The organism is Gracilimonas amylolytica (assembly GCF_002911695.1).
In the GTDB taxonomy this organism is placed as follows: Bacteria; Bacteroidota; Rhodothermia; order Balneolales; family Balneolaceae; genus Gracilimonas; species Gracilimonas amylolytica.
Genome location: NZ_PQBS01000037.1, coordinates 64,736 through 81,148 on the forward strand (window position 1 = coordinate 64,736; position 16,413 = coordinate 81,148).

Below are 16,413 nucleotides of genomic sequence, written 5' to 3' on the forward strand. Positions count from 1 at the left end.
TAAGGTCTTATAGTTTCGAGGTTGCGATTTCTAAAATTTCTTTTGCGATCAACCGGGCGGCATCAGGTTTAGCCAGCTTCAGGGCTGCCTGATTCATACGCTTTAGGTTTTGCTGATCCCGGATCAGCTGCTCCACTAATTCAGTGACTGTATCTTTCATTTTATCATCCTCCAGAAGTATAGATGCACCTGCATCCGCCATGGCTTTGGCATTTTGGGTTTGGTGATCTCCTGCAACATTAGGAGAGGGTACTAATACACTCGGTTTACCGGTCAGCATCAGTTCGGAACATGAACTTGCTCCGGCACGGCTGATCACAAGATCTGCAGCAGCATAAGCCTCGGCCATATTGTCGAGGTAGGCTGTAAGTCGCAGATCCTTCATGGTTTCCGTATCAATTTCTGTGGAAAGAGTATCATAATATCGTGACCCGCATTGCCAGATGATCTGTAAGCCGGCCTGATCATGCAGAGCTTTAATATTGGCTTTCATGGCGTCGTTGATGGTCTTTGCACCACCACTTCCGCCCATGACCAACAGCACAGGTTTATCATAAGTGAATCCAAATGATTCCAAAGCGGATGGTTTATCTGCTTCCTTAAGGGTGGCTCTGGTTGGATTACCACTAACCGTGGTTTTATTGGCCGGTAAAAAGTTATCGGCTTCTTTGAATGCGGTAAATATCTTAGAGGCAAATTTTGCCAGTAATCGGTTCGTAACGCCCGGAAAGCTGTTCTGTTCCTGAATCACAATAGGTATGCCCAGTTTTCCGGCCACCCAGCCTATGGGTCCGGCTACATAGCCCCCACAGGATACCACAACCTGAGGATTGTACGCTTTTAAAATTCTGAGACTTTGCACTAAACTGGTGATCAATTTAACAGGGAAAACAAGGTTTTTCAGGGTGAACCGGCGGTGAAAACCACTGATCCATACATTTCGGATATCGTATCCGGCATTGGGTACAGCTTTCCACTCCATATGATCTTTGGTACCCACAAACAGGATCTCTGTATCGGGGTTTTCATCTTTCAAAGCATCAGCGATGGCAATAGCCGGGTACACATGTCCGCCGGTTCCGCCTGCTGCCAGTAAGATCCTTGGGTTATCCATAATACAAGGTCCTCCTGTTCCGGTTATGCTTTGAGATATTCAGTAAAATGCCCACCATAATTCCTGCAAACACCATACTGGTACCGCCGTAACTTACAAACGGCATGGGCAGTCCGGTTACCGGCAGTATGCCACTGGCAACTCCTGCATTCACAAATCCATATAGTACGATCATCATGGTGCAGGCAACAGCCAGCAGGGACCCGAGGTGGTCTTCCGCATTACGTGCAACAAAGACGACACCACGTATCAAAATGAGGGTATACATCAGCACAAGTCCCATGGCTCCAAACAGTCCATACTCTTCAGCGATGATGGCAAAAATAAAATCGTTGTAGGGAGCAGGGAGGAAGTCACGTTGAGAGCTTTTTCCAATGCCTACACCAAAAAGCTCACCTTTGGCAATTGCAATATGAGCCTGCTGGGCCTGATATCCGCTTCCCTGAATGATCTGTTCACTTGGAATGTCTTTGATCTGCGTGATATACTGTTCAATGCGATCCTGCCGGTTGGTTGACTGACTCAAAAGCAAAATACCTCCCAGTATCCCGATCGCGATCAGGCTTCCGATCTGTATCACGCTGATCCGGCCAACAAACATGACCAGCAAACAGATCGCCATTAAAATGCCGGCACTACTGAAATCCTCTATTCCGATAAGTCCGCAGGTTAGCACTACCCAGAACATGATCGGTAAAAAGGCTTTTTGAAAGTCTTTGATGTATTCCTGTTTCTCATTCAGTAACACGGAGATATGGATCAATAAGGCCACAGAGGCGACCATGGAAGGCTGAAATGAGAATCCACCTACATTCAGCCATCGTTTTGCACCAAACTGTTCAGTTCCAAATGCCAGGACTGCAACCAGTAAAAACAGGCTGACGACCATACCGATCCGGCTTAATTTGGCAATAGCATGGTAATTGATCTTTGACACCAGAAGCATGACAAAAAAGGCGATCCCAAGCTTAATCAAATGACTCAGAATGAGTTGACCCGCGGTCGTAGATTTGGTTTCAGCGAAAAAAGCTATGGATGAATACACGGCCAGCAACCCGAATGTCATCAGTATGACCACGGCCATCAGCAGGTAGCGGTCGCTTCCCTGCTTGGGTGTATCAATGTCCTCGGCAGTAGTGCCTATTACATTGGATAAATTGCTATGTGGTGATGTATAGATCAATAGTCTGTTTTATAATTTGTTTACTTCGTCTTTAAAGATCTTGCCGCGGTGCTCATAACTGTCAAACATATCAAATGAGGCACAGGCAGGACTCAGCAAAACGGCTTCACCTTTTTTGGCACCTTTGTAGGCTGCTCTCACAGCGCCACCCATGGTTTCTACACGTACAAAATGCGGGGCAACATCTCCAAGTTGTTCTTCAATGCGGTCTTTTGATTCCCCGATCGCAATGATCGTATGTACTTTTTCCTTGATCTGTGGGATCAATTCCGAATAATCATTGCCTTTATCGCGCCCTCCAAGGATGAGAGTAAGCGGGACGTTAAAACTATCCAGTGCAAACCAAACGGCATTTACGTTGGTCGCTTTACTGTCGTTGATGTATTTCACTCCATCCACCTTGCGAACCAGTTCAAGACGGTGTTCAACTCCGGTGAAGGTGCGAAGGCTTTCCCTGATCGCATCGTTTTTGATCTCTGCTGCCCGTGCTGCAAGTGCGGTTGCTAATCCGTTGCTCAGGTTGTGTTGACCTCGTAGTCCGATTTCTTCTACTGGCATAAGTGATTCTTCCTGGTTGTTGAATTTGAAAATGATTTGGTTGTTGCGAACAAAAGCACCTTCCGGCACCTCATTTTTGTGAGAAAAAGCCCACAGCTGAGGGTTGGATTGCTTTTGTTTGAGGGACTCCACATGCTTTTCGATGATCGGGTCATCATAATTGAAGATGAACCGCTCATTTTCAGTCTGATTTTCTGTGATTCTGAATTTAGCTGCCGCGTAGGCCTCAAGATCATAGTTGTACCGATTCAGGTGATCAGGTGTGATATTCAGTATCAAACTGATATCAGGTTTGAAAGTGGATATATGATCGAGTTGAAAACTACTTACTTCCAGCAGGTGATCACAGGTTGTGTGGTACACTACATCAGAAAAAGCAATTCCAATATTCCCTGATAGTTTATGATCACGGCCGGCAACGGTCCATAAGTGATCCAGCCAGTTTGCAACGGTTGTTTTACCATTACTGCCGGTTACGGCAACAATCCTGCTGTCTGTGAACCAGCTTGCCACTTCAATTTCTGAAAACACGTCTTTTCCCTGATCCAGGTAATACTGAACCATAGGGGATTCGGTGGGCACACCGGGGCTTACGACCGCAAATTCGGCCTGTTTTGCTACATCGGTATGACCTTTTTCCTCAAAAGGAATGTCAGCCGCTTCAAGTTTTGACCTGAAATCGCGGTTGACCGATCCATGATCAGTTACAAATACTTCGGCCCCTTTCTGCTTAAGCAGAAGTGCCACAGCTATGCCGCTTTTTGCAGCACCGATCACGACGATATGTGTTCCCTTTATATCTCTCATCGGATCTTAAGGGTTAACAAGCTTAGAATTCCCAGTAAAATGGTAATGATCCAAAATCGGACCACGATCTTCTGCTCAGGCCATCCTTTTTTCTCATAATGATGGTGGATAGGGGTCATCAAAAAGACACGCTTACCTTCCCCATATTTTCGTTTTGTGTACTTGAAATAGGTGGTTTGAATGATCACTGACAGTGTTTCAAAAAAGAAGATCCCGCAAATAAACGGTAGTAAAAGTTCCTTGTGCAGCATAAGGCCAAGAGCACCGAAAGCACCACCAAGGGCAAGGGAACCGGTATCACCCATAAAAACCGAGGCCGGGTTCGTGTTGTACCAAAGGAACCCGATACAGGCTCCAATAAGTGAGGCGGTAAATATGGTTAGCTCACCGGCTCCGGGCAGATACATGATGTCGAGAAAGCCGGAAAAATCAACACGGCCCGAGACGTAGGCGAATATCGCAAAGACGATCCCACAGATCGCTGAGGTACCGGCAGCAAGTCCATCCAGGCCATCTGTCAAATTAGTTGCGTTACTGACTGCCGTAATAATGAATACGGCAACGGTGATATAAATGATCCAGCCAATGGTGTCACCGAAATAGGCGTAGTCTATGTTTACATTTTTCAAAAAAGGAACCGTCGAGAGCGAATTGAACGACTCAAACTCGGGGTGAAAATAAAGGGTCGCGCCTACGATCAGGCCAACAAAAACTTGTCCGGCGATCTTGAACCAACCGGCCAGACCACTCTTATCCTTTTTGACCACTTTGATGTAGTCATCAATAAAGCCTACAGCCCCTAAGGTCAGTGTTACAAATACGATGAGCCAGCTGTAAATACTATCAAGTCGTGCCCAGAGTATGGTTGGAATGATAATGGCCAGAATGATGATCACACCACCCATGGTGGGGGTTGAGCCTTTGGCAAGATGATGATCCAGTCCGATATCATCACGGATCACCTCTTTGAGCTGAAGTTTACTCAGCCAGTGAATGATCTTCTTACCAACGAAAAGGCTAATGAGCAGAGAGGTAATGGCAGCAAGTGCCGTTCTGGTAGAAATAAAAGCAATTGCACCGGTGCCGGGTACATCGTAAACGGAGTCAAGCCAGGTGAATAGTTCGTGAAGCATTACTGACCCTCCCCAACCTTAAGTTGCAGAAGTTCAGATGCGATCTCACGATCATCAAAATGATGCCGTTCACCGTTTATCTCCTGATAATCCTCATGTCCCTTACCGGCTATCAATATGATCTCATTGTCATCAGCTTCCTGAATGGCTTTTTCAATAGCATCACGCCGATTGGTCACACTCGCCACTTTATCAAGGTTTTCAAAACCTGCAATGATATCAGCGATGATCACGTCCGGGTTTTCTGTTCGGGGATTGTCGCTCGTAACGATCACTTTATCGGCGAATAATTCGGATACCTTGGCCATCTCGGGTCTTTTTGCAGAATCCCGGTCACCGCCGGCGCCAAATACCACGGTTAATTTTTGGGAAGCATCTTTTACAGCCGAAAGTGTAGACAAAACATTTTGCAGGGCATCAGGGGTATGGGCATAATCGACAATAACTAAAGGACCATGTTCCCCTGAACCCGATACGGTCTCCATTCTGCCGGGTGCCCCTTTCGCTTCTGATAAGGCCTTAACGATATCCTTCGGTTCAAGACCCAGGCATTTACATATAAAATAGGCCTCTCCTAAATTATAAGCATTGAATTTGCCTACCAGTGGGCTCTCAATTTTTTGCCCGTCAATAATAATGGAAATTCCATTAGCTGTATTCTCAAGGATGTAAGCCGAATCATGTTCAAAGCTTAGCGTGACCTTTTGAGCCTTACAGCTGTCAAGCATCGCGGAACCGTGCTTGTCATCCATATTAACAACCGCAAAAGCATCTTCTTGTAATGAATCGAACAGTCGGCTTTTGGCGTTTGCGTATTCTTCAAGTGTTTCGTGATAATCCAGATGGTCATGGCTCAGGTTAGTGAAAGCAGCCACTTTAAATGGTACACCGGCCACCCGATGCTGATCCAGGGCATGAGATGATACTTCCATAACCAGGTACTCAGAACCGGCTTCAACCATTTTTTGCATGTCTTTGGCCAATTCGATCGGGTCAGAGGTAGTCAGTTTACTGTCAAATTCATCATCCAGTATCCTTTTACTCACGGTGCCCAAAAGGGATGCTTTTTTATTACAGTCTCTCAATACCTGATAAACCAAAGTAGCTGTAGTGGTTTTCCCATTGGTTCCGGTGATCCCAACGATCTGCAACTTTTTAGCCGGATTTCCGGCGAATTCCTGAGCGATAATACCGGTGAGGGTCTTAGTGTTTTCCACTTCGATCACACAAACATCTTCATGGCTATAAAATGAATCCTCACAGATCACCACTGAAGCTCCGCGTTCAACGGCGTCTTCAATGAACATGTGGCCATCAACCCGGGTGCCTCTTACGGCAATAAAAACGGACCGATCCTGGGCTTCCCGCGAATCAAGAACCGGGGAGCCTAACTCAATACCATAATTGGCATTGGTTACATGCAGTGGGTTACAAATTTCTATGAGTCGTTCTAAGGTCAATTATCTTTTTGTTGCGTCTGTTAGTGTTTCGAGTGATCGTGCTTTGCCTCGAAGAGTGACGGTATATCCTTTTCTTAACCATTCTCCCTGTTTGGGATATTGAGCAAAGACGGTTCCTGAGCCGATGATCTCAGTTTCTAAACCCAGGTCAGCCAGCAAGTTTGTGGCTTTACGCATGTTCATGCCTCTCAATTCCGGGATCTCAGCATATCCTTCTTTTACAGTCTCACTTTCAGCTTCAGTAAATGTTTCTGAGAGAGTGAGAGAAATTTTGTCACCGGCTTTCAGCTCTGTTCCTGCTTCAGGTATCTGAGCAGCTACATATCCTGAGTTGCCGTTTATTTCAAATTGTATATTCAGTTCCCTTAACAATGTTTTTGCTTCTTCGCGACTTAATCCTCTCAGGAAAGGGGTACGAACAGCCAATGGGGCTTCTTCTTCGATCGTGGTCATGCTTCGTTGGATATCATTATCCAATCCGGCAATGCGAAGGGCAATATTCCTGAAAATTGGGGCTGCTGTGAACCCACCATAACCACTGGTTCTGGGCTCATCCAATAGGATAAAAGCCACATATTGCGGATCATCGACCGGGAAAAATCCTGCAAATGACCCACGATAATTGTTAGTATATCGGCCGTTAACCACTTTTTTGGCTGTACCAGTTTTACCGGCAATTCTGAGGCCTTCAACCTGAGCAAGATCACCGGTACCGGAATCAGCTACTACACTTTCAAATACCGGCATTAACTTTTCAAGGGTTGACCGTTTTGCGATCCTTCGGATCTCAACCGGCTCATGTTCCATGATCACATCACCATTTTTATCTTCAATTTTTTCAACCAGGTAGGGTCTCATCATTAACCCTTTATTGGCAAAAGCGGCATAGGCCTGAGCGATCTGAAGAGAGGTAGTCTGGATCTCATATCCGTGCGACATCCAGGGCAGGGTCACCAAACTCCATTCATAAGGTTTTGCCAGGCTTCCTTGTACTTCACCGATCAGGTCAATGTTAGTTTCTGTTCCAAAGCCCATGTTTCTGGCATACTGGTAAAACACTTCCGGTTTCATCCGCATGGCGATCTCAGCGGTTGCAACATTCGATGATTTCTGGATCACCTCTTCAAAGGAAAGATCTCCAAGTGGATCGTGGTCTCTTAAAACCAGATCATGAATAACGACTTCTCCGTTATCCGGTGTTTCAAATATTTCGTCAAAACTCACGACGCCTTGTTCAACAGCTGCGACTGCGGTCACCAGTTTAAAGGTTGAACCGGGTTCGATCATATCACTGATGGCAAAATTACGACGATTTTCCTCATCGGAACTGGCAGGATAATTGGGATCGTAAGTCGGATAATTCGCCAGGGCTTTAATGGCTCCGGTTTTGGGATCCATGATGATCCCCGTCCCATAATTAGCAAGATGTTTTTCAACGCCGGCTTTCAGTTCATCTTCCAGAATGGCCTGAATGTAGGCATCGATAGTGGTATGGAGAGAGTAACCGTCACGCGGTAATTTTTTGGGGGCACCGATGTATTCAAAAATACGGTTGAATGGATCGCGGCGAACCTGACGAACACCATTCTCACCTTTTAATTCCTCATTATAATAGGCTTCAAGGCCGATACGTCCATCGGTTTCATGGTTTACAAAGCCAAGCACATGTGAGGCAAGAGGGCCAAAGGTGTATTTTCTTTTATAATTTTCTTCCAGGATAACTCCTTTAATATCCAAGGCTTTGATCTCATCCTTTATGATCACTGATAGTTCGTCTTCTAAAACGATGTATCGGGATTGGGGAGGAGCACTGTTGATCTTATTTCTATAATGAGAAACACTTTTACCGGTCAGTGTGGCTAATTTTTGGATCAGTTTATTTTCAAGCTCCTTAGGAACACCGATACCTCCGTTGAAAGGCACCTTTGGATCATAAGCAAGTCGGTAATCGATCGCGTTGGTTGCCAGCAAGGTTCCATTGGCGTCGTAGATATTGCCCCTTTGTGCCGGGATAGGGATCTGATCAATAGCCTGTTTGCTCCACAAAGCTCGAAGTTCTTCACCCTCAAAGTAGTTGACGCGAATTAGCTGAAACCCTAAAGCACAGGGTATGAGGAGAACAAACCCTAAAATGATAAACATTCGGCTCAGTATGGCAGTACGTTCGTCCATGTTCCCCTATTCCTTTATAACGATGACTTTATCTGCCGGACCACCATTGATGAAGCCCTGGGCTTCCGCCTTGTCATAGATATCAGCGGGGCCAACCATGCGGTCGTATCTCAGTTTCAATTCATCGAATTGGGCACGGGATCGATTATACTCTGCTTCCAGAAATTGAACTTCTTCAAGCAGCCTTTGAGTAGAAAAAACATGGGTCAAGTACGCAAAGCCGAGGATCCCGATGATGATACTTCCCATAATGATCTTCCAGGGCTTGATCTTTGGAAGGGTGATCTTACCTTTTACCTTACTTGAGCCGGCATGCTTGCCATTTGGAGCAGAACCGATCTTTCCGTTGCCTGAAGGTTTCTCAACCTTGCGGAGGTTTGGTCGTACATCATGTTTTTTAAGTGGTGACTGTACCATCATAATGCTTACCCCTCTGTTTTTTCTGCAACCCTGAGTTTAGCACTCCGGGAGGCTGAATTTCGTTCGATCTCTTCTTTGGATGGTGTTATGAGCTGCTTATTGACCGGACGGATCGGGGAAATAGGGTTCCCGTAAAAATCCTTCTCAACCTTTCCTTTGAAATTACCGGCCTTAAAGAATCGCTTTACAATACGGTCTTCAAGGGAGTGATAGGAAATGGCAACAATACGTCCACCGGGTTTTAGAACTTCGAGAGATTGCTCTAATACATTTTCGAGCATTTCCAATTCGCGGTTAACTTCAATACGAATACCCTGAAAAACACGCGCCAAAGATTTCACTTCAAAACGTTGATTCACAACCGATGAGATGACTTTACGTAACTCTCCGGTCGTTTCAATAGGGCGAGCATCAATGATAGCTCTTGCGATCTTTCTGCTTTGTTTTTCTTCTCCGTAATGAAATATGATATCACGCAGCTTTTCGTAATCGTACTCATTAACCACCTGATAGGCAGAAACGCCTGACAGGTTACCCATACGCATATCAAGCGGACCGTCTTCCTGAAAGCTGAAGCCGCGTTCCGGTTCCTTGATCTGATGGGTTGATACGCCAAGATCCAAAAGGATTCCGGCTATCTGACTGTGGGTATGGGGAGGTAGGATAGTTGTCAGATAGCCAAAATTGCCTTTTATGGGGATAAAACGGGGGTCATCGCCAATATTATTTGATGCCGCTTCAAGAGCTTCATCATCCTGGTCGATGCCGTATAGCCGTCCGTCTTCACCAAGCTTTTTTAGTATTTCTTTAGAATGGCCGCCACCACCTAAGGTGCCGTCTATATATATGCCATCCTTATCAGTAACGAGAGCATCGACTGATTCGTGAAGCAGTACCGGAATATGTTCTATATATGAGGTCATATCATGCACCATCACTTTCCGGTTCATCTCCCATTACCTGTTCAAAAATTTCTTCAAATGCACCATCATCCAGGGCTGAATCCATTTCATCCAGTTTATCCGGATCCCAAACCTCTATAAATTCACCCATTCCAAGGAACACAGCTTTACCATTTATAGCAGCGTATTCCATAAGGTCTGAGGGCAGGGCGATACGGTTTTGCTTATCAAGGGAGACATCCTCAGCATAGCGGAGAAAGTTTCTTTTAGCTAAACGGCCTTTCTTTGTGAAGTTGTTAATGCGGGATAGCTTAGCTTCGACATTCTCCCATTCGTCTTCGGGATATAGATAAAGACAGGGTTCTTGCCCGCGTACCACGGTGAAGCGTTCTTGTGCAGCAGGGCTGAGGGATTTGCGTAATTTCGCAGGAAAGGCCACTCGCCCCTTGGCATCTATACTATGCTCGTATTGTCCTTTGAAACTTGGCACGATATCCCGCGTGTTTATGATTGCTAAATAACTGTACAGAGATAAGTCCCCACTATCTCCCACTTCACCCCACAATGTACCCTAAAGAGCCACAATCTGTCAAGACCTTTCCATTAATTCTTTTAAATGGGTTGAGATCTCATCAGGAAGAGCACGAGAAGTAATTCTGGGAAAGAAGAAAGAGGCCCTATTGTTATAAAGAAGGCTGATTTTCTAACTAAAGTCAGGATTAGTGACAGGTGGGGATGAATAGTGGGAGAGAGTGGTAGAATGTTTGATCAGGAAATACTGTTTCATCAGTTGGATAAAACCTGTGCTTAGATATTGATCAAATTCTGCGTGTTTTTGCGGCTTAATTTTCAAGCAAATTGTAGGTTTTCAGGATCCGAAGAACTTCTTCAACGGGTAGGGCTTTTTGAGTATGCCCACGGTCTCCAGTTATAGTAGTGGCCATGAACAAAGAATTGAGAATGGCTTCTTCGGTAGCTTCAACGGCTGCAAGGAATAGCGGGGTTGTTTCAGAGTTATTCAACTCCGTATAATTTTGGGTCGAACCGGATCTTTCGGTATCAATCCTGACATCTTCATTGGTAGAGAACGCGATCACATAATCCCCGCTTCCATTGGAGGCAAATCCACCCACCCGGGCAATTCCCATGAAAGCCCGTTTGGCAAGTCGTTCAAGATTTCGGGAAAGGAGGGGCGCATCCGTTGCGATCACGATCATGATCGAACCATCTACATCATAGGGTACTTCGCTGGAAAGGTAGTGATTGTTAAGTTCTTCCCCGACCGGAGCTCCATCTATAGTTAAGACGCCACCAAAGTTGGACTGTACTAAAACACCGATGGTATATCCTCCCAGTTTTTCAGGGAGTATTCGGGATGCGGTGCCGATCCCTCCTTTAAAACCCAGAGCTGAGGTTCCAGTTCCGGCTCCCACGCTTCCTTCTTCAACCGGACCGGTTTTGGCATTATCTATGGCTTCAAAAACATGGTTCATGGTCACATGTCTTCCGCGGATGTCATTTAACCAACCATCATTGGTTTCTCCTACCACCGGATTGACAGACCGTACATTTTCATTACCGGGTTGACGTAGTATGTAGTCGGCAATGCCATTAGCCACCGTGTGAATACTCAGTGTGTTGGTCAGTCCAATCGGTGTTTCGATCTCACCCAGTTCCTGAACCTGAGTGAATCCTAAAGCCTTCCCAAACCCATTACCCACGTAAACTGCTGCCGGTACGCGAGATCTGAACAGGTCTCCATCATGTGGCAAGATCATGGTTACACCGGTTCGGATATCATCACCTTCAATGATCGTGCGGTGCCCAACCTTAACCCCTTCAACATCCGTGATGGCATTCAGGGGGCCGGGGGTAAGAATTCCCGGTTTGATACCAAGATCTCTGGCTCGTTGCCTCTCCTGAGATTGCGCAGTTTGGAGCGATAGGACAGCGGTTAGAAAAAGGATCAAGTATCGCATTGAATTGTGGTTTTTGGGAAATCTGTTATTTTGAAAGAAGGTCGTACCAATGAAACAGATATGCAAAAGAAGAGATATAAAAAATATAGGTCAGAAACTGTTCGATTGAGGTCGTGGGATTATGGATGGAATGGGGGCTATTTTGTGACCATATGCACCCACAATAGATTTTGTTATTTTGGAAAAATTTTGGGATCAAAAAACGATGAAATTTTCGATACCGTAGTGACGCAAAATCTTGCGTCACTACGGTCGAATTCGAACGATAAGATCGGTTCAAATCCAGATGCCAAAATGCATTTGTCTAAAATTGGGTTAATTGCACAAACCTGCTGGCTGGAGATACCGGATCATTTCCCGTTTGTCAAATTGGGTGAATTTATTGTGATGCCAAATCATGTCCATGGAATAATTATCATTGATAAGGATCATGATGCCCGTGAGAAGGTAGGATCTCAAAATATTGTATCCCCACGAACGAGCAAACAAAAACCTTTGAATAAATTTGGACCTCAATCCAAAAACCTGCCATCAATAATTCGTGGGTTTAAAATCGGGGTAACCAAAACTGCCAGGAAAATAGATCCTGATTTTAAATGGCAGCCCAAATATTATGATCATATTGTTCGAGACAAAGAATCTTATAATCGCATCTCAGAATATATTCGCAATAACCCCTCTAAATGGTTGAATGATAAATACCACTTATAATAGGTCTTCAAAAATTTGAATTCTCCCTAAATCAACCCACCTATATCAATGATGTCTCCCAACACGCCTGCGGCTGTAACCTCTTTTCCGGCGCCCGGTCCCTGTATTACAATAGGTGAGTCGCTATATCTGCGCGTATAGATCTGTATCAGGTTGTCGGTGCCTTTTAAATGGGATAGGGGAGAATCCGACTTCACTTCACTGACGCCGACTGAAATACCATCCGGGGTAAATTCTCCTACATATCGTAACTTCTTATTGTTGACCAAGGCCTGAGCGTTACGGCTTTTCCAATGGGAATCATAATCAGGTAATTTTTGAAGAAATTCATCGGTTGTCAGTGATACCAGTTTTTCAGGAACCAGCGAATCAACCCGGATCTGTTCTCTTTCAAATTCAAAACCACTTATTCGGGCAAGAATGAGAAACTTGCGTGCTACATCCTCTCCTGAAAGGTCATCGCGTGGGTCAGGCTCCGAGTAGCCGTTAGTTTTAGCATTTTGAACCGACTGACTGAAAGAGACTCCCGCCTCCAGCTGATTGAATAAGTAGGTCATGGTGCCTGAAACGACCCCTGCAATTTTTGTGATCTCATCCCCACTGTTAAGCAGGGTTTTGATGGTGCTTACTACAGGAAGGCCTGCGCCAACCGCAGTCTCGTACCGGTAATGCGAATTATGTTCGATATAAGCCTTATCGAGTGTATCAAAGTATTCCTGTTCAAAGGTGTTTGCCAGTTTACTGGGCGTGGCTATATGAATTCCATGTTGAAGAAGGTCATGGTAAACCCGGGCGACATTTTCACTCCCGGTGGCATCCACAAATACCAGATCGTGGTCGGCTCGGCCCAGTATCTTTTTGGGTATGGAGTCCCAGTCAGTTTTTGCTCCGCAACAGATATTAGTTGGGTCATTGAGTTGTTCTGCATCCGGTTCCCAGCAAGTGAATCGGCTATTGCAAAATCCTACGATCTCTAGATCATATCGGGGATGTTCTAAATGCCTGATCTGCTCAAGCAGGGTTCCACCTACGGCACCGATTCCGGCCAGAAATATGGAAATTTTTTTCTTATCCGGCTTTGTTTCAGGGTGTGATTGTTTTAATGCAAGTGTCATGATGAATGAGATTTTTTAAGTGAGTGAAAAAAGGGTTTTAGTTGTGCGTTAAGCTGCTCGAACTCGATCAGAAAGGCATCATGCCCATAGGGTGAGCTTAATTCAGCAAGGGTGCTGTTGGGCAATAGATCGGCCAGCTCTCTCTGTTCATGAATGGGATAAAGCTGATCACTGTCAAAGCCGACCACTAAAACAGGTATCTTTAGGTTGCCAAGAACCTCCTTAAAGGTTCCCCGATCTCTGGAAACATCATGTGAATCCATAGCCTGAGATAAAATGATGTATGTATTGGCATCGAATCGATCGGCCAGCTTCTTTCCCTGATAGTGCAGATAAGATTCCACCTGGTATATCTGTTTGTCAGGATGAACCCTTCGGGAGAATTTTTCCTCGTAGTTTTCAGGGGTACGATAGGTGATCATAGCCATGGCTCTTGCCGCCTCGATCCCTTTGATGGGAGGATCTTGGGTATCGTAATAACCATGCTTCCATTTTCGATCAGCCCGGATGGCCATCCGCTGTGCCTCACTGATACCAATAGCCCATGGAGAATGAGCTTTCCCCATTACAAAAAGAGCGGCTGATCTAACCCTGTCATCCATAAGGGCAAACTCAAGGGCTGTCATTCCTCCCATGGATCCTCCTAACACCAGCTCAATACCCTGAATATGCCATTCATCAAGCAAGAGTTGATGAAATGTGACGATATCCCGGATGGTGATGGGAGGGAAATCTGCCTGCCAGGGGTTACCTGTATTAGGGTTGATGGAAGTGGGACCTGTGGAACCATAACAACTTCCCGGAACATTGACGCAAAGAATAAAATGCTCTTCAGGGTCGAGGATACCGTCTTGATCAAATAAACCGCCAAACCATTCATCGGCTGCAGCGTGTCCGGTCAATGCGTGGCAAATAAGGATCACATTATCACGTTTTTCATTGAGTGTTCCCCAACTTTTCCATGCAATATCTACTGAAGAGAAAGTATAACCTGATTCTGTAGTCCAGTTTTTCTGTAATGTTGTGACTGTTATTCCTTTGTTCATATTTATTCTGTTAGTGAGCAAGCTCGAAGCGACCGATAAGACCTGCGAGCGTTGCGTATATAGGTAATAAATTTAAAGCCGAACGCTGCGAGTACCGTTGGACGCTCGCAGGTTCTCCTGAGGTTTGTTTGATAAAAGCGGACATGGATTTCCACCACATCCGCAATGGAGTACAATGGTAGAATTATGCGGTCACCTGCAGTTTGGCAAAGGCTTTTTCAAAATCTTCGATGATATCATCGATATGTTCGATACCAACCGATACACGGATAAGGTCACCCTTTACGCCACTGGCTTTCTGTTCAACCTCATTGAGCTGCTGGTGCGTGGTTGAGGCCGGATGGATGACAAGCGTTTTGGCATCCCCAATGTTAGCCACATGACTTGATAACTCTGTATTCTCAATGAACTCACGGGCAGCATCATAGCCTCCTTTTGCACCAAAAGTGAAAACAGATCCGAATTGTCCGTTTCTCAGATATTTTTTGGCCCGTTCGTGATGATCATGGTCAGGCAGTCCGGTATAGTTGATCCATTCCACAGCTTCATGATCCTTGAGCCAGTTCGCAAGTTTCCGGGCGTTTTCATTATGGCGCTCCACTCTTAGCGACAATGTTTCCATCCCCTGCAGCAAGAGGAAACTGTTGAACGGTGATTGAGATGGTCCGAAGTCTCGCAGGCCTTCAACCCGTGCCCTTATGGCAAAGGCAATATTCCCAAACGGACCATCTTCCCCGAAAACCTCCCAGAAATTCAGCCCGTGGTAGGAGGGATTAGGTTCACTTAATCCGGGAAATTTTCCATTCCCCCAGTTGAAGTTACCGCCATCCACGATCACCCCTCCGATGGAGGTGCCGTGGCCACCGATCCATTTGGTGGCTGAGGCGGTTACAATATTGGCACCGTGTTTTAAGGGTTGAACCAAGGCTCCGCCGGCGCCAAAGGTGTTATCAACGACAAGAGGAATTCCGTGTTCTTTGGCGAGAGTTGAGAGCCCTTCAAAATCAGAAACATTTCCACGAGGATTACCGATCGACTCGACATAGATCGCTTTAGTGTTTTCATCAATATGTTTAGCGTAGGCTTCTACGGTTTCTTCTTCAGCAAAGTGGACATTGATCCCAAGCCGGGGAAGGGAATTCTTGAACTGATTGTAGGTGCCGCCGTAAAGGAATTGAGTGGAAACGATATTGTCTCCGGCATTGGCCAGGTTCGTAATAGCCAGAAACTGAGCGGCCTGTCCGGATGCTGTTGCCACTGCTGCCGTACCACCTTCCAGGGCAGCCAGTCTTTTTTCAAAAACATCAGTCGTGGGATTCATGATCCGGGTGTAGATGTTCCCGAATTCCCTCAGGGCAAAAAGGTTGGCGGCATGTTCAGTACTGTCAAAATTGTAGGAGGTGGTTTGATAAATTGGTACTGCGCGGGAACCGGTTTCTGAATCAGGTTCCTGACCGGCGTGAAGCTGCAGGGTTTCGAATTTGAAGTCTCGTGTATCTTTTTCGTTGCTCATGATAATGGGTTGTTTGAGTAAGTGTTAGTTGTTTGTTTTGAATCTTCAAAACTGATGATCCTCCTCTGCGAGACTTAATTTGAACTAACAAAAAAAGCCTCTTTCAGAGATGAATCCGAAAGAGGCTTTTCTTACAAAAACCGGGTCTTATCGAACTCATCTTTTTCCGACACATAGATTATTATGTGCGAAACAGGATGTGGCACCTTTTCCCCCGCACATAAATGTTTATGAGCGGGAAACGGTTGCCAAGGCTTCACAGGACCTGATCCCTCCACCTTTCGTAATGAGAATGCAACA

Annotated in this window: 13 protein-coding genes, 2 pseudogenes and 1 riboswitch; of the genes and pseudogenes, 1 reads left to right on the forward strand and 14 read right to left on the reverse strand. The window is 45.6% G+C overall.

What is annotated here, in order from left to right:
* Positions 1 to 7: 7 nt before the first annotated feature.
* From murG to C3B73_RS09765, 10 genes are all read right to left on the reverse strand, one after another.
* Complete coding sequence (murG, locus tag C3B73_RS09720) at positions 8 to 1,114, reverse strand: undecaprenyldiphospho-muramoylpentapeptide beta-N-acetylglucosaminyltransferase (protein WP_103665412.1); 1,107 nt, start codon at positions 1,112 to 1,114, stop codon at positions 8 to 10.
* Positions 1,107 to 2,297, reverse strand: a complete 1,191-nt coding sequence (locus C3B73_RS09725; RefSeq protein WP_103665413.1) for an FtsW/RodA/SpoVE family cell cycle protein — start codon at positions 2,295 to 2,297, stop codon at positions 1,107 to 1,109. The genes murG and C3B73_RS09725 overlap by 8 nt, the downstream gene beginning before the upstream one ends.
* Before the next feature lie 9 nt (positions 2,298 to 2,306).
* Positions 2,307 to 3,662, reverse strand: coding sequence for a UDP-N-acetylmuramoyl-L-alanine--D-glutamate ligase (murD, locus tag C3B73_RS09730; protein ID WP_103665414.1), 1,356 nt, complete (start codon positions 3,660 to 3,662; stop codon positions 2,307 to 2,309).
* A complete protein-coding gene (gene mraY, locus C3B73_RS09735) occupies positions 3,659 to 4,795 on the reverse strand; it encodes a phospho-N-acetylmuramoyl-pentapeptide-transferase (RefSeq protein ID WP_103665415.1) in 1,137 nt (378 codons plus the stop codon). Before mraY ends, murD begins: the two co-directional genes overlap by 4 nt.
* On the reverse strand, positions 4,795 to 6,255 hold the full coding sequence (locus C3B73_RS09740) for a UDP-N-acetylmuramoyl-L-alanyl-D-glutamate--2,6-diaminopimelate ligase (protein ID WP_103665416.1): 1,461 nt from the start codon (positions 6,253 to 6,255) through the stop codon (positions 4,795 to 4,797). Before C3B73_RS09740 ends, mraY begins: the two co-directional genes overlap by 1 nt.
* Entirely contained in the window at positions 6,256 to 8,427 is a 2,172-nt protein-coding gene (locus C3B73_RS09745) for a peptidoglycan D,D-transpeptidase FtsI family protein (protein WP_103665417.1), read from the reverse strand. It abuts the gene before it with no gap.
* 6 nt (positions 8,428 to 8,433) lie between these two features.
* On the reverse strand, positions 8,434 to 8,847 hold the full coding sequence (locus C3B73_RS09750; RefSeq protein WP_103665418.1) for a hypothetical protein: 414 nt from the start codon (positions 8,845 to 8,847) through the stop codon (positions 8,434 to 8,436).
* 5 nt (positions 8,848 to 8,852) lie between these two features.
* Positions 8,853 to 9,782, reverse strand: coding sequence for a 16S rRNA (cytosine(1402)-N(4))-methyltransferase RsmH (gene rsmH, locus C3B73_RS09755; RefSeq protein ID WP_408609858.1), 930 nt, complete (start codon positions 9,780 to 9,782; stop codon positions 8,853 to 8,855).
* Positions 9,772 to 10,239, reverse strand: coding sequence for a division/cell wall cluster transcriptional repressor MraZ (mraZ, locus tag C3B73_RS09760; protein WP_103665420.1), 468 nt, complete (start codon positions 10,237 to 10,239; stop codon positions 9,772 to 9,774). The genes rsmH and mraZ overlap by 11 nt, the downstream gene beginning before the upstream one ends.
* Before the next feature lie 352 nt (positions 10,240 to 10,591).
* On the reverse strand, positions 10,592 to 11,728 hold the full coding sequence (locus C3B73_RS09765; protein WP_103665421.1) for a DmpA family aminopeptidase: 1,137 nt from the start codon (positions 11,726 to 11,728) through the stop codon (positions 10,592 to 10,594).
* A gap of 6 nt (positions 11,729 to 11,734) precedes the next feature.
* Between C3B73_RS09765 and C3B73_RS09770 the strand changes: the two genes are divergently transcribed.
* Positions 11,735 to 12,439: a transposase gene (locus tag C3B73_RS09770; protein WP_198597332.1), complete on the forward strand. Its 705-nt coding sequence runs from the start codon at positions 11,735 to 11,737 to the stop codon at positions 12,437 to 12,439.
* A gap of 26 nt (positions 12,440 to 12,465) precedes the next feature.
* Here the strand turns inward: C3B73_RS09770 and C3B73_RS14240 are convergent.
* The 4 genes and pseudogenes from C3B73_RS14240 to C3B73_RS09785 all read right to left on the reverse strand — a co-directional run.
* Positions 12,466 to 13,062, reverse strand: a pseudogene (locus C3B73_RS14240) (hypothetical protein); the annotation flags it as partial.
* Positions 13,063 to 13,155: 93 nt separating this feature from the next.
* Positions 13,156 to 13,554 (reverse strand): annotated as a pseudogene (locus C3B73_RS14245) (hypothetical protein); the annotation flags it as partial.
* Positions 13,551 to 14,600: a homoserine O-acetyltransferase MetX gene (gene metX / locus C3B73_RS09780; protein WP_103665423.1), complete on the reverse strand. Its 1,050-nt coding sequence runs from the start codon at positions 14,598 to 14,600 to the stop codon at positions 13,551 to 13,553. The gene metX and the pseudogene C3B73_RS14245, both read right to left, overlap by 4 nt.
* 184 nt (positions 14,601 to 14,784) lie before the next feature.
* Entirely contained in the window at positions 14,785 to 16,113 is a 1,329-nt protein-coding gene (locus C3B73_RS09785) for an O-acetylhomoserine aminocarboxypropyltransferase/cysteine synthase family protein (protein ID WP_103665424.1), read from the reverse strand.
* A gap of 153 nt (positions 16,114 to 16,266) precedes the next feature.
* Positions 16,267 to 16,406: riboswitch (SAM riboswitch) on the reverse strand.
* Positions 16,407 to 16,413 lie beyond the last annotated feature (7 nt).

Bases quoted from the DNA above. Each gene is read 5' to 3' on its own strand.
- rsmH (WP_408609858.1), bottom strand. From the start codon at position 9,782: ATGGTGCATGATATGACCTCATATATAGAACATATTCCGGTACTGCTT.
- mraY (WP_103665415.1), bottom strand. From the start codon at position 4,795: ATGCTTCACGAACTATTCACCTGGCTTGACTCCGTTTACGATGTACCC.
- C3B73_RS09785 (WP_103665424.1), bottom strand. From the start codon at position 16,113: ATGAGCAACGAAAAAGATACACGAGACTTCAAATTCGAAACCCTGCAG.
- C3B73_RS09745 (WP_103665417.1), bottom strand. From the start codon at position 8,427: ATGGACGAACGTACTGCCATACTGAGCCGAATGTTTATCATTTTAGGG.
- C3B73_RS09750 (WP_103665418.1), bottom strand. From the start codon at position 8,847: ATGATGGTACAGTCACCACTTAAAAAACATGATGTACGACCAAACCTC.
- C3B73_RS09765 (WP_103665421.1), bottom strand. From the start codon at position 11,728: ATGCGATACTTGATCCTTTTTCTAACCGCTGTCCTATCGCTCCAAACT.
- murD (WP_103665414.1), bottom strand. From the start codon at position 3,662: ATGAGAGATATAAAGGGAACACATATCGTCGTGATCGGTGCTGCAAAA.
- murG (WP_103665412.1), bottom strand. From the start codon at position 1,114: ATGGATAACCCAAGGATCTTACTGGCAGCAGGCGGAACCGGCGGACAT.
- metX (WP_103665423.1), bottom strand. From the start codon at position 14,600: ATGAACAAAGGAATAACAGTCACAACATTACAGAAAAACTGGACTACA.